Annotated in this window: 12 protein-coding genes; 9 read left to right on the top strand and 3 right to left on the bottom strand. The window is 64.4% G+C overall.

What is annotated here, in order from left to right; all coding sequences use genetic code 11:
* Positions 1-22: 22 nt before the first annotated feature.
* From KHO53_RS13615 to KHO53_RS13585, 7 genes are all read left to right on the top strand, one after another.
* The gene (locus KHO53_RS13615; protein WP_213570403.1) at positions 23-1,375 is read left to right on the top strand and encodes a 3-oxoacyl-ACP reductase; all 1,353 of its coding nucleotides are present in this window, start codon (positions 23-25) and stop codon (positions 1,373-1,375) included.
* Between the two features lies 1 nt (position 1,376).
* Complete coding sequence (locus KHO53_RS13610; protein ID WP_010221732.1) at positions 1,377-2,231, top strand: MaoC family dehydratase; 855 nt, start codon at positions 1,377-1,379, stop codon at positions 2,229-2,231.
* Between the two features lie 61 nt (positions 2,232-2,292).
* Positions 2,293-2,598: a MazG-like family protein gene (locus KHO53_RS13605; RefSeq protein ID WP_010221731.1), complete on the top strand. Its 306-nt coding sequence runs from the start codon at positions 2,293-2,295 to the stop codon at positions 2,596-2,598.
* Positions 2,595-3,344: a methyltransferase gene (locus KHO53_RS13600; protein ID WP_010221729.1), complete on the top strand. Its 750-nt coding sequence runs from the start codon at positions 2,595-2,597 to the stop codon at positions 3,342-3,344. The genes KHO53_RS13605 and KHO53_RS13600 overlap by 4 nt, the downstream gene beginning before the upstream one ends.
* Positions 3,345-3,367: 23 nt before the next feature.
* A complete protein-coding gene (locus KHO53_RS13595; RefSeq protein WP_036995569.1) occupies positions 3,368-3,994 on the top strand; it encodes a DUF4136 domain-containing protein in 627 nt (208 codons plus the stop codon).
* A gap of 19 nt (positions 3,995-4,013) precedes the next feature.
* Positions 4,014-4,574, top strand: coding sequence for a DUF4136 domain-containing protein (locus KHO53_RS13590; RefSeq protein ID WP_026001226.1), 561 nt, complete (start codon positions 4,014-4,016; stop codon positions 4,572-4,574).
* Positions 4,575-4,674: 100 nt separating this feature from the next.
* Complete coding sequence (locus KHO53_RS13585; RefSeq protein ID WP_213570402.1) at positions 4,675-6,399, top strand: pilus assembly protein TadG-related protein; 1,725 nt, start codon at positions 4,675-4,677, stop codon at positions 6,397-6,399.
* On the opposite strand, the gene KHO53_RS13580 is transcribed toward KHO53_RS13585, so the two are convergent.
* Both KHO53_RS13580 and KHO53_RS13575 read right to left on the bottom strand, forming a co-directional pair.
* Complete coding sequence (locus KHO53_RS13580; RefSeq protein WP_213570401.1) at positions 6,384-9,083, bottom strand: PAS domain-containing sensor histidine kinase; 2,700 nt, start codon at positions 9,081-9,083, stop codon at positions 6,384-6,386. The genes KHO53_RS13585 and KHO53_RS13580 overlap by 16 nt on opposite strands.
* Positions 9,080-9,523 (bottom strand): TadE/TadG family type IV pilus assembly protein, encoded by a 444-nt coding sequence (locus KHO53_RS13575; RefSeq protein WP_213570400.1) that lies wholly within the window; start codon positions 9,521-9,523, stop codon positions 9,080-9,082. The genes KHO53_RS13580 and KHO53_RS13575 overlap by 4 nt, the downstream gene beginning before the upstream one ends.
* Before the next feature lie 75 nt (positions 9,524-9,598).
* Here KHO53_RS13575 and KHO53_RS13570 point away from each other — a divergent pair, with 75 nt between their 5' ends.
* The gene (locus KHO53_RS13570; RefSeq protein WP_213570399.1) at positions 9,599-10,069 is read left to right on the top strand and encodes an A24 family peptidase; all 471 of its coding nucleotides are present in this window, start codon (positions 9,599-9,601) and stop codon (positions 10,067-10,069) included.
* A 134-nt stretch (positions 10,070-10,203) separates the two neighbouring features.
* A complete protein-coding gene (locus KHO53_RS13565) occupies positions 10,204-10,986 on the top strand; it encodes a response regulator (RefSeq protein ID WP_010221720.1) in 783 nt (260 codons plus the stop codon).
* An 87-nt stretch (positions 10,987-11,073) separates the two neighbouring features.
* On the opposite strand, the gene KHO53_RS13560 is transcribed toward KHO53_RS13565, so the two are convergent.
* Positions 11,074-11,961, bottom strand: coding sequence for a type II secretion system F family protein (locus tag KHO53_RS13560; protein ID WP_159388070.1), 888 nt, complete (start codon positions 11,959-11,961; stop codon positions 11,074-11,076).
* Between the last annotated feature and the right edge of the window lies 1 nt (position 11,962).

The raw sequence follows: 11,962 nt of genomic DNA, 5'->3' as shown, positions 1-11,962 counted from the left end.
GCTATTTCAGGGAGAACCGCACATGAGCGACCGCTATATCGACTTCGCCAACTCCAAACTCGGCCACCGCCTGGTAGGAGCTGTCGGCCTGCCCAGCCCGGCCCGCCTGGAGCGCTGGGAAGCCGGCCGCCTGCGGCCGATCGAAGGCGCCCTGTTGCTTGGCGGCGGGCCGTTGGCAAAGACTGTCGAAGCCTTCGCCAAGCGCCTGACCGACGAGTTGTACAGCTTTGCCAGCCCCGAACTCGAAGCCAGCGAGTGGGTGGCCGGGCTGGGGCCCAAGCTCAAGGCAGTGGTGTTCGATGCCAGCGAGCTGGGCGATATCGACCAGCTCAAGCAATTGCGCGAATTCTTCCAGCCGTTGCTGCGCAGCCTGGCGCCCAGCGCCCATGTCGTCATACTCGGCCGCACCCCGGAACAGCTCGACGAGCCGCTGGCGCGCGTTGCCCAGCGCGCCCTCGAAGGTTTCAGCCGCTCGCTGGCCAAGGAGCTGCGCGCGGGCGGCACCCTGCAACTGCTGTATGTCAACCCAGCGGCCGAAGACCAGCTCGAAGGTGCGTTGCGTTTCTTCCTTTCACCGAAAAGCGCGTTTATCTCCGGCCAGGTATTGCGCCTGGAAGCCTGCGGCGCCGTGGTGCAGGACTGGAGCCGGCCACTGGCCGGGCGCAAGGCACTGGTCACTGGCGCTGCCCGTGGCATTGGTGCGGCGATTGCCGAAACCCTGGCCCGCGATGGCGCCGAGGTGATCCTGCTCGACGTGCCGCCCGCCAAGGCCGACCTCGAAGCCCTCGCCGCACGTTTGGGCGGGCGCAGCCTGGCCCTGGACATCTGCGCGGCGGATGCCCCGGCGCAGTTGCTCGAAGCCTTGCCGGACGGTATCGACATCGTCGTGCACAACGCGGGCATCACCCGCGACAAGACCCTGGCCAACATGACCCCGGAATTCTGGGACTCGGTGCTGGCGGTCAACCTCAAGGCCCCGCAACTGCTGACCCAGGCGTTGTTCGACAGCGGCGCCCTGCACGACAACGCGCGCATCGTGCTGCTGGCCTCGATCAGCGGCATCGCCGGCAACCGTGGCCAAGCCAACTATGCTGCCAGCAAAGCCGGGCTGATCGGCCTGGCCCAGGCCTGGGCAGCGAAGCTGGCCGCGCGCGGCGCCAGCATCAACGCCGTGGCCCCCGGTTTTATCGAAACCCGCATGACCGCGGCCATCCCCTTCGCCCTGCGCGAGGCCGGGCGGCGCATGAGCTCGCTGGGCCAGGGCGGCGTGCCCCAGGATGTCGCCGAAGCGGTGGCCTGGCTGGCGCAACCGGGCAGTGGCGCAGTCAATGGCCAGGTGTTGCGGGTTTGCGGCCAAGCCGTGATGGGGGCCTGAAATGACCCGTCAATGGATTGAGCTGAGCAGCACCGCGGCGCTCTCCGGGCTATACCTGCGCGCTGCACGCAAACGCAAGATCAGCGGCGACAGCCTGCCGGCCAGCGGCTTGCGCTGCCACCTTGGCGTCGACCCGCAACAGTTGGAGGCCTACCGCAAACTCTGTCACTTCAGCGACGACGGGCGCCTGCCGCCTACCTTTCCCCACGTCATGGCCTTCGCCTTGCAGATGCAGTTGCTGACCGCCGCGGACTTCCCCTTCCCGCTGCTGGGGCTGGTGCACCTGCACAACAGCATTCGTGTGCTGCGACCGCTGGGCGGTATCAGTCGCCTGCGTTTCAGCGTGTCGGTGGATAACCTGCAGCCGCACGAAAAAGGCGCCACCTTCGAGCTGATCACCGAAGCCGAAGACGGCCTCGGCCTGCTCTGGTCGCAAACCAGCCGCATGCTCTGCCGTGGCCTGAAGCTGGGCGGCGAGCCGGCAGTTGCCGATGCGCCCGAAGCCCTGGCCCTGAGCGAACTGACCCGCTGGTACGCCGACAGCGATATCGGCCGGCGTTACGCCAAGGTCTGCGGCGACTACAACCCGATTCACCTGAGCGCCGCCAGCGCCAGGCTGTTCGGTTTTCCCACCGCCATCGCCCACGGCATGTGGAGCAAGGCCATGGCCCTGGCAGCCTTGCGCGGCCACTTGCCGGTCAGCGGCTATGAACTCGAAGTGGGTTTTCTCAAACCGGTGCGCCTGCCCAGCGAAGTGATCCTCAACACCAGCCCGGCGGCGGCCGAAGGCCAGTTGCAACTCGACGGCCATGGCGAGCTGGTGCACATGCGCGGGGCCTGGCGGTCATTGCGCTGACAGCGCCCTCTTGCGTTGCAACGGCGCCCGCCTGAAGCTATGCCGCTTGAGGAGAGCGCCGATGAACTTGCAAGAACTGACCCAACGCCTGCACCGTATTCGCGACAACAACGACTGGCGCGGCTTTCACAGCCCGAAAAACCTGGCCATGGCTGCCAGTGTCGAGATGGCCGAACTGGTGGAAATCTTCCAGTGGCTGACTGAAGACCAGTCGCGCCAATTGCCGCCCGAGCAGCTGGCACACGCCGGCCAGGAAGTCGGCGACATCGTCCTTTACCTGTTGCTGCTGTGCAGCGAACTGGGCCTGGACATGGAACAGGTGGTCAACAGCAAGCTGGCCGACAGCGAAAGGCGTTTTGCCAAATGAACGACCGTCATTTCGATGAACTGGCTACCCGTTTTGCCGAGAAAATCTACGGTGGCGCCAAGGGCGCGATACGCCTGGCGGTGCTTCAGGCCGACCTCGCCGAAGCCCTGCCCGAGCGCCCCCTGCGCGTCCTGGATATCGGTGCCGGCCTGGGACATATGGCCCTGTGGCTGGCCCAGCGCGGGCATCAGGTCACCCTGGCCGAACCCGCCGCGCCGATGCTCGACGGCGCCCGCGAGCGCTTTGCCGACGCCGGCCAGCAGGCCACCTTCATCCAGGCGCCCTGGCAGGACCTGCTCGGCCAGCTGACCGAACCCTATGACCTGGTGCTATGCCATGCGGTGCTGGAATGGCTGGCCGAACCCGAGACCATCCTGCCGGTGCTGCATCAGTTGACCCGCGCTGACGGCATGCTGTCATTGGCGTTCTACAACCGCGACGCACTGGTGTACCGCAACCTGCTCAAGGGTCATTTTCGTAAGTTGCGCAGCAATGAACTGGCCGGCGAGAAGCAGAGCCTGACCCCGCAAAAACCACTTGATCCGCGTACGCTCAAGGCGCAACTTGAAGACTTGTGGCAGGTCGAAAGTGAAAGTGGTGTGCGGGTTTTCCACGACTACATGCCCCGCGATTTCCAGGCCAAGGCCGAACTGTCCGAGCTGCTGGAAATGGAACTGGCGCATCGTCGTCATCCGGCCTTCGCCGGGTTGGGCCGCTACCTGCACTGGATCTGTCGACCGCGCTGAACCGCGCCCGCCGGGAGGGTGACATGCCGTACCGTTTGACCCTGGCCCTGCTGGGCCTGGCCCTGGCCGCCTGCCAGGGCAGCAACCCTTATGTCGCCAGCTCCCGCCCGCTGCCACCGGCCCCAGCACAGGCAGCCACGACCTTCGATGCCAGCGCCTACCCCGCAGCTCCCCGCGACTACGCCCGCTACCGCAGTTGGGCCTGGCGCAATGGCCAGCTGCCGGCTGGCAGCACCTATGCCGATCCCGCCCAGCTGGCCGATGCCGTCAGCAATGCCCTCGACCAGCGCGGCCTGCGTCCGGCCCGCAATGGCCAGGAAGGCGACCTGCTGGTCAGCGCCGACCTGCGCCTGGAACGGCGCCTGCGTCAGGTTCGCGAAGATTATTCCGCCTATGACCGCTATCCCTATGGCGGCTATGGCAGTTACGGGCGCTATCACAATGGTTACGGGGTCTACACCAGCGTGCCGCTGGTGCGTACCTACGAAGTCGAGGTAATGGTGGTGCGCGTTGACCTGTATGACGCGCGCGACGGCCAGCCGGTGTGGAGCGCCAGCGCCGAAACCGCCAGCCAGGACTCCCAGGGCAAGCGCGCCGATGCCCTGCGAGAGTCAGTGCAAAAGGCGCTGGCCAGCTATCCTCCCAGTTAAAGGCAATCGGAGAACCACCATGTTGCGCCGTCTCGCTTTACTTTCGTTAATGCTGTTGCTCGGTGCCTGCCAAAGCGGCAACGTCACCCAGGACTTCGATGCCAGCCGCGATTTTGCCGCCTACCGTAGCTGGGTCTGGCAGGAGCCGGGGTTGCAATATCGCCCGGATGATCCGCGGATCAAGAGCGACCTCACCGAACAGCGCATCCGCCAGGCGGTGGCCGGCCAGCTTGACCAGCGCGGCCTGCGCCCGGCCCAGGGCAATAGCCGTGGCGACCTCAAGGTCCAGGCCTACCTGATCGTCGAGAATCGCCAGCAACAGATCACCACCCACTATGGCGGCGGTTGGGGGGGCTACTGGGGTGGCTACTGGGGCGGGCCGATGTACAACGAAACCCGCAGTGTCGACTACAAGGTGGCAACCATCCAGGTGGACATGTTCGACGCCCGCGACGGCAAGCTGGTGTGGCGCGGCAGTGCCGAGCAGATCATGAACAACTACCCGCCAAGCCCGGAAGAACGCAATACGGCGATCCACAACACCGTCGCCAAACTGATGGGCAACTACCCGCCCCGCTGAGTCTCACGGGCCAGTCGCCATAAAGGCGACTGGCCATTATCTTGGCTACACTCCCTTGCACTGCTGCCCCGCGCGGCCATCGGCCGGCAAAGGAGTGCTCGTGGCTTCTCGCTTTCCAGCACGACAACGTGGCGCTATCGGTTTGATCGCAGCCCTGACCCTGGGCATGGCCCTATTGTTCGTGCTCATGGTGGTCGACACCGGCAGGTTGTTTCTGGAACAGCGCAAACTGCAGCGGGTTGCCGACATGGCGGCGCTGGAGGCTGTCAATGGCAAGGGCACGTGCCTGGCCACTGGCCCGAGCGCGCAGGCCCTGGCGACCCAGGCGGCGACCCGCAATGACCATGCCCCAGGGCCCGATCGCAGCCTGCAGGTGGAGTGCGGCAGCCTGCAGACCGGCGCCGCCAGCTTGCGGGTTTTCACTGCCGATGCAAGCAAGGCCGATGCAGTCCGGGTGACGGCCGGCATTACCCTGCAGACCAGTATTGCCGCCGGTATCCGCTCGCTGGTGGCCTCCGCCACCTTTGACCCCAGCACCCGCCTCAGCGCCCAGGCAACCGCGGCCCAGCCCGGTCCGCCGCTGGCCCGCCTGAACATCCGCAGCACCTTGTTGAACATCGACTCATCACGCTCGGCGCAGCTCAACGCACTGATGGGCACGTTGCTTGGCAGCCAGGTCAACTTGAGCCTGGCCCAATGGCAGGGCTTGTTGCAGGCTGACGTCAACCTGCTCAACTACCTCGATGCCCTGGCGATCAAGGCCCAGGTCAGCGCGGGCAACTACACCGAACTGCTGGGCAAGACCGTTAATGTCGGTGAGGCGCTGGCGGTCATGGCCACGGTGGCTGCACAGAACAACCCGCTGGTGGATGTCAGCGGCCTGACCCAGCTCAGTGTCCAGGCCCAGAATGCCGGGGGGATCGTCCTCGGCGATTTACTGGACATCCACAATGGCGGCTCAAGTGCCGGGCTGGACGCCAAACTGCAAGCCCTGCAACTGGTCCAGGGCATGGTGCAACTGGCCAACAGCGCCCATGGTGCCGAAGTCAGCCTGCCGGTCAACCTGCTGGGCCAGGCCAATATCTCGACTAGGGTCAAGATCATCGAACCGCCGCAATTTTCCGCCCTGGGCAATCCGGCCAAAGCCACGGCAAACCCTAAAGACCCCGAGCAGATCTATGTCCGCACCGCCCAGACACGCATCCTGATCAAGGTCGACCTGGGCCCGCTGCTCGGCGGGATCAACCTGGGGATCATCCAGGTGCTACCCAACCCCAGCCTCGACCTGGGCCTGGAGGTTGCCAGTGCCAGCAGCCATGTCACCGGCTACAACTGCGCCTCGGCCGCCAGCAAAAGCCTGACCGTGCACAACGAAGCCGCGGCGGTAAAAGTGCTGATCGGCACGATCGACAGCAACAACTTTTTCTCAGCGGTCAAGCCGGTCGATGCCGCCCCACTGGTGCTACTGAGGGTGCTGGGCATCAATATCGGGCTGGGCACAAACTCACCGGTCTTCAGCCAGAGCGAAACCTTCACCTACCTCAAACCACCTGAGCTTGAACAGGACTCGGCCAACCACCTGCTCAGCTCGACAAACATCGTGGCCAGTGTCCGCAATACCCTGCAGAGCGTGGAGCTGACCCCGAAGGTCGCGCTGGTCAGCCTGTTGCTCAATACGGTTTCAGGCTTGATCGGCGGTTTGCTGGGGGCGCTGCTCGATCCAATCATCAACAACCTGCTGATGCTGCTGGGCATCGACCTGAATCAGGTGGTGATTGGTGCCAACCTCAGCTGCCACAGTGGTCGCGCTCAACTGATGATCTGAGCCCGTGGCAGCTCGATGCAGAACCGCGCGCCCAGCTCACCGTTCTCGACACTCAGGCAGCCGCCCATGGTGTCAATGATGCCGTAGCTCACCGACAGCCCGAGGCCAGTGCCGACCCCCACCGGCTTGGTGGTGAAGAACGGCTCGAAAATGCGTTCGAGCAAACGCGGTTCGATGCCGCCGCCGTTATCCTCGACCCATAGCCGCACCTGCCGCGCATCGCACTCAAGCCCCAGGGCAATCCACGGCTGCAGGTCGCGTTGCTGCTCCCGCCGGGCCAGCAGGGCATCGCGGGCGTTGACCAGCAGGTTGATCAGCACCTGCTCCAACTGATCCTGATGACCACTGACCTGCACGTCGTGCTCAGCGGGCTGCACGCGCAGCTCCACACCCTTGCCGCGCAAGCCGTCAGCCAGCAGCGACAAGGCCCCCTCCACCGCCTGCCAGGGCGCGAACAGTTGCTGCTCGACCTCCGAACGCCGACCGAACACGCGCATGTGATCGACCACCTTCGAGGCACGCAGCACCTGGGCATCGATACGCTTGAGCTTGTCTTGCAGGTAGTCGACCTGGACATCACCGTTTTCCAGACGCTTGAGCGCGTTGACCACGGCCATGCGCATGACGTTGAGCGGCTGGTTGATCTCATGGGCAAGGCCGGTGGCCATTTCACCGAGGGTGGCCATTTTCGCGCTTTGCAGCAGTTGCTGTTGGCTGCGCCTGACTTGCGTGTTGTCGCGGCCCACCGCCTGGACTTCCTGCAGTTGGCCGTGCTCGTCGAACAAGCCGCGGTCAGACCACACCCACCAGGCATGCTCACGCCCGGGCAATTGCAGGCAGATTTCAGCGCTGCTGACCGGCTGCTCCGGGGTCAACCCCGCCAGGCGCTCGACAAAGGCCTGGCGCTGCGCTGCGGACATCCACTGGCCGAGGTTCAAGCCGGCCAGTTGCGCGGCTGAACACTCCAGGTAATCGGCCAGCGGCTGGTTGCCGAACACCAGGTTAAGGTCCGGCCGGTAGCGGCAGATCATCGCTGGCGAATCCTCGACCAGCACCCGATAACGCTCCTCGCTCTGGCGCACTTTTTCCGCAGCCTCGGTCGCCTCGCTGACGTCCAGCCAGATGCCCACCACCTCCACCGGCAGGCCCAGGTCATCGCGCAGCAGGCGCGCTTCATCGAGTACCCAGTGATAGCCCCCATGATGATCACGCAGGCGATAGCGGCTGCGGCTCTGGCCTTGGCGCAGCAGCGTGCGGGTACGTTCCAGCCACAGCGGCTGGTCCTCGGGGTGCAGCCACTGCGCCGGTTGCAGGGGCTCGCCGGCCAGGGGCTGCCAGCCGAGCATCGGCGCCAGGCTGGCACTGCAGAATTCGGTCAGCAACGCGCCTTCGGCGTAGCGCTGGATATAAATCACCGCCGGTGAACTGGCGATCAGGTTTTCCAGGCGCGCCTGGGCTGCGCTGGCCTGCGCCTGCTGGGCCTTGATATCGCTGATGTCGAGCATGAAGCCTTGTACCCGGCGGTTGCTGCCACTGCCGTGCACCTGGCCGCACAAGCGATACCAGCGCGGCTGCGCCTGGGTATCGTGGTCCAGCAGGCGCAGGCTCAACTGCAAAGCGCAGCCCTCGCGCTGCAGGTCGCCAAAGGCCAGTTGCGTCGCTTCCCGGTCTGCAGGATGCACGCGGCTGAGCCATTGATTGACCGTCAGCGCCGCAGGCACGCCCAGGCTCTCGGCCAGCGCCGGGTCCAGGTGCAGCTGGGGATCGGCCAGGTGCCATTGCCACCAGCCGGCCCCCAGTTGCAGTTGCAGGCTGTCCAGGCGTTCGCTCTGCACTTGCAACTGATGGGCAGCCAGGCGACCGAGCAGCGGTTCGACAAAGGCCGCAGCAACCAGCAGGGCATCCTGGGCCTGCAGCACTTCTTGCGGCTCGACGCAGACCAGCCAGGCCTGATTGACCTGGCCTTGCGCAAAAGCCAACAGGTAGGTGGACAGCCCCGGCAACAAGGCCTGCAACGCAGGCTCGGTGGTGCTGCTGATCATGCTGGCGGGCAGCTGGCGATCCAGCACCGGCGCCATCTGTTCATCTCGCGGCCAGTGCCGTGCATCGCCGCTGCAGGCATAGGTCTGCCAGCCCTGATCGGTTTGCACCAGCACGCTCGCCCCCAGGGCCCGCCAGTGCCGCACCAGCCAGTTGAGCTGTTCTTCAGCCACCGCTTGCAGGCGTTCGATGCTGCAGGCACGCAGTGCGCAAGCCAGATGCGCCGTCAGGTGCTGCTGGCGCTCGGCAGCCAGCGCTTGCTGACGATGCTGCAGCAGGTCGCCGATATCGAACAGTTGCAGCAGCCAGCCGCCACGCTGGGCCAGCAACCAGCCACGGGTGTGCAGGGTGTGACCACCGGCCGCCTTGAAGTCCAGTTCCAGCGACTGGCCTTGCCAGTCGATCGGCTCACCTTCAAGCACCAGCAAGCTGTAGGGCTGCACATAGTCGTGCAGGCGCGCGCTGGGCTGGGTCGGCAGCGCCAGCACCGAACGCAGCGGGCCGGCCAGGCGCAATACCCTGGCCGATGCATCCAGCCACAGTTGCAGGCCTACCGCTGGTACCTCGGGCGCTTGCGGCAATGGCTCCTCGGCCGGCGCCGCGCGCCCACGCCAGCGCTCGAACAAGCCCGGGCCGCCACTCACAGTTGCAGGCTCGCTTCGGCCTTGAGGCTGGCGGGCAAGCGCGGGACTTCACCGATACCCGGCAGGTCCAGCACCGGCAACACCGAGGTCAGCTTGGCTTTGGCGTAGTCGATCTTCACTGTCAGCAGCTTGCCGGGGGTGAGCGTGACACTGGCATCGCTGTTGACCTGGAAGTCCAACGACGTCGGCATCCATGCCAGCTGTTCACCGAGCACACGTTTGGCCAGAGCATTGATGTCAGCGCTGTAGGTTGCACTGGCGGGGTCCAGCGCCACGCAGCGGCGCACCGCTTCGCTGCTGGCCTGGTTGAACGACTGCAGCATCAGCATGGGCAGTCCGTAGCTGAGCACCCCGTAGAAGACCGCGAAGAAGGTCACGAATACCGCGACAAACTCGAGGGCTGCCGCGCCTTTTTGCCGCTTGCACAGGCTTGCTTGCATGATCGCGTCTACCCTGACAGAGACACCTGAAAGACAGCATAGAATCATTCACCACAAAGGGATGACCTTTCGCCAATGCAAAGCATTGTTCTGCTGCTGTGGCTTGCCTTGTGCTCTGAACAAGATCTGCGCGAACGCCAGATCGCCAATACCCTGACCCTCGGCGCCGCCACCTGCGCCCTGGCCTATCTGTTCGTGACCGGGCACACCTGGATTGGCGCCGACGCCAGCGAAGGTGGCTGGGCGCTGGCCATCGTCATGCTCCTGACCCTCCCCGGCTACATGCTCGGCCGCCTGGGCGCCGGCGACGTGAAATTGCTCGGTGCCCTGGCCCTGGCCACCGATCGCATGCACCTGCTGGGTACGTTTATCGGTGCCGGTGTAGCCGTCGTTGCCTGGCTGCTGGGCCGTCGCTGGCTGTGGTCCCTGTTAAGTCAGAAGGTTAAGAACCGCCTGAAGCAACTGAACGAAGAGTCGTCAAAAAAACAGCCTTTCGCGCCGTTCCTGCTGGTCGGCTTTTTACTGGCTGCGGTCTGGATCCATTAGTCGAATGCTACGTGCAAATGGATGTACCCACCTTGTACATAGCCCAAAAGTGCGACTACTTTCTAATGTGTGCCGGATGGATCCAGGCTCAGCCTGGTCGAGGGAACACAAAGGCGAACAGCAGGGAGTTGCTTGTGAACAAATCAGTCAGTGAATTAAAGGTGCTGGTGGTGGACGACCTGCCACTGATCGTCGAAGAGTTGTGCGAATTTCTCCAGAGCAGTGGCTACCATTGCGTGCCCTGCCACTCCAGTACCCAGGCTATCGAACAGTTCAGTGTCGATCAGGAGATCGCGCTGGTGCTGTGTGATCTGCACATGCCCGACTACGATGGCCTGGAACTGATGCGTGCGCTCAAGGCCATTGCCGGGCCGCAGCGGCTGTTCGAAGCGATCATGCTCACCGGCCGCGCCAACAAGCAGGACGTGATCAAGGCGCTGCGCGAAGGCTTTGCCGATTACTACCAGAAGCCGGTCGACCTCAGCGAACTGCTCGAAGGCGTGCAACGCCAGGAGGCTGCCGTGCTGGAACGACGCAGAAGCTACCAGCACCTGGGTGACCTGAACCAGAAGCTGCAGTTTTTGGCCGACTCGATCGACGACCTCTACCAGGACCTGGACAAGGCCCGCGGGCTCGGCGCCCACCGCCGCGCCACCGACGTCGACCCCGAAGTGGAACCCGACAACCTGCCGACCCTGTTCAACAAGCTGTCACCGCGCCAGCTGGATGTGGCGCGGCTGGTCAGCAAGGGCAAGACCAACTACCAGATCGCCTGCGAACTGGGCATCACCGAAAACACCGTCAAGCTCTACGTGTCCCAGGTTCTGCGCCTGACCCACATGCACAACCGCACCCAACTGGCGCTGGCGCTGTCTCCCAGCTCCTCGCCCCTTCATCAACGTGTCACGGCGCACTGAGTGCAGCGCCGGTGTCAGGTGCAGGCGGCTCACCAGGTTGACCTGCGCCTGGAGATTGTCGTCGCTGCCTTCGTGCCTTGTTCCCGCTCATGAGCCCAATGCCCTGCCCAGGGCGCTAAGGCCGGGGCCGGCCAATACGATCAGCAAGGCCGGAAACAGAAACACCATCATCACCATCGACATCTTCCCAGACATCTTCGAAATCCGTTCCTGCATGCGTGTCAGCCGACGGTCATCGAGCAGTTGCTTGAGCGCCAACAGCGACTTCATTGCGCCACCGCCCTGGCTCAGCAATTGCTGGAGAATCACGCAGGTGTCGCTGAACTCGTCGACGCTGAGCAACTGCGCGGTTTTCTCAAGCTCCGCAGCCAAGGCCATACCGGAGTCGACCCGCAGCAGAATCGCCCGCAACTCCTCACTCAACACTGGCAACAGTTGTCGCGACTCCTGACTCAGCACACGCAAGGTTTGCTCCACCGCCAGGCCCGACTCGAAGAGAATCCTCAGCAAGGGTATGAAGGTCGAAACTTCGCCGGCGATCTGTTGCTGGCGACGCACAGCGGCCCACGCCAGCAGGCGTTTGGGCAACAGATAGCCCGCACCCATGGCGCAAAACGGCACTACCAGCCACGGTACCTGGGTATCGCGGTACAGGGTCTCCTGCAGCGCTATGCCCAACCCCAGGGCCAGGAACGGCACGCCAACCTGGCAAGCGGCAAACAGCGCCCGTTGCCGACTCCGCCGCCAGCCCATGCGGTCAAGCAGCAGACGGGTCTCGCTATCCAGATTCAGCGAACGCTGGCCCAGCCGGCTGCTGCCGATCTGTTGCAGCCAGTTGCCCAAGCGGTTCTCACTGCCAAGCTGGCCCTGCAGACGCCGAGCAACCAGGCGCTGACGACGACGCTGGTGCAGCAACTGGCCTGCCAGCAAGACAAATGCGGCGAAGAACATCAGGGCACAGAGCAACCAGGCCATT

Origin of the sequence: Pseudomonas sp. RC2C2, from assembly GCF_018390435.1 — a bacterium.
Lineage (GTDB): Bacteria > Pseudomonadota > Gammaproteobacteria > Pseudomonadales > Pseudomonadaceae > Aquipseudomonas > Aquipseudomonas donghuensis.
The sequence above is the reverse complement of the archived record's forward strand: the minus strand, read 5'-3'. Positions and strand labels throughout refer to the sequence as shown.

Bases quoted from the DNA above. Each gene is read 5' to 3' on its own strand.
- KHO53_RS13615 (WP_213570403.1), top strand. From the start codon at position 23: ATGAGCGACCGCTATATCGACTTCGCCAACTCCAAACTCGGCCACCGC.
- KHO53_RS13590 (WP_026001226.1), top strand. From the start codon at position 4,014: ATGTTGCGCCGTCTCGCTTTACTTTCGTTAATGCTGTTGCTCGGTGCC.
- KHO53_RS13605 (WP_010221731.1), top strand. From the start codon at position 2,293: ATGAACTTGCAAGAACTGACCCAACGCCTGCACCGTATTCGCGACAAC.
- KHO53_RS13570 (WP_213570399.1), top strand. From the start codon at position 9,599: ATGCAAAGCATTGTTCTGCTGCTGTGGCTTGCCTTGTGCTCTGAACAA.
- KHO53_RS13610 (WP_010221732.1), top strand. From the start codon at position 1,377: ATGACCCGTCAATGGATTGAGCTGAGCAGCACCGCGGCGCTCTCCGGG.
- KHO53_RS13560 (WP_159388070.1), bottom strand. From the start codon at position 11,961: ATGGCCTGGTTGCTCTGTGCCCTGATGTTCTTCGCCGCATTTGTCTTG.
- KHO53_RS13600 (WP_010221729.1), top strand. From the start codon at position 2,595: ATGAACGACCGTCATTTCGATGAACTGGCTACCCGTTTTGCCGAGAAA.
- KHO53_RS13595 (WP_036995569.1), top strand. From the start codon at position 3,368: ATGCCGTACCGTTTGACCCTGGCCCTGCTGGGCCTGGCCCTGGCCGCC.
- KHO53_RS13575 (WP_213570400.1), bottom strand. From the start codon at position 9,523: ATGCAAGCAAGCCTGTGCAAGCGGCAAAAAGGCGCGGCAGCCCTCGAG.